The organism is Streptomyces iakyrus (assembly GCF_000717055.1).
GTDB lineage: Bacteria > Actinomycetota > Actinomycetes > Streptomycetales > Streptomycetaceae > Streptomyces > Streptomyces iakyrus.
The window spans coordinates 1-353 of record NZ_JNXI01000118.1 but is presented as its reverse complement, the minus strand read 5'-3'; the positions used below and the strand labels follow the sequence as shown (position 1 = coordinate 353).

Here is a 353-nt window from a genome sequence, read left to right as displayed (position 1 = left end):
AAACGCCCGGTTACATTCCGAACCCGGAAGCTAAGCCTTACAGCGCCGATGGTACTGCAGGGGGGACCCTGTGGGAGAGTAGGACGCCGCCGAACAATCTTTGGAAGGACCCTTGGTCCCAGCGTTCAGCTGGGACCAAGGGTCCTTTTTGTTTTTGCACTGCGCGCTGGGCACCCGGCTGCGCGAGAATGACTTGCGGTACCGAAGACAGGAGTCACCATGTCCACCAACTCTCCCGACGACCGACCGGAGCGCGACCAGCGGCGACGGGAGGGGGACCGGAGCGACCGGAACGACCGCGGCGGTCAGCGCGGGAGCCGCGGCGGAGACCGTGGGGGCTTCCGCCGCGACAA

At 65.7% G+C, this 353-nt stretch carries 1 rRNA gene; it reads left to right on the top strand.

Annotated elements, in window-relative coordinates:
* A 5S ribosomal RNA gene (gene rrf, locus OO68_RS43370) occupies positions 1–95 on the top strand; the annotation flags it as partial.
* Between the last annotated feature and the right edge of the window lie 258 nt (positions 96–353).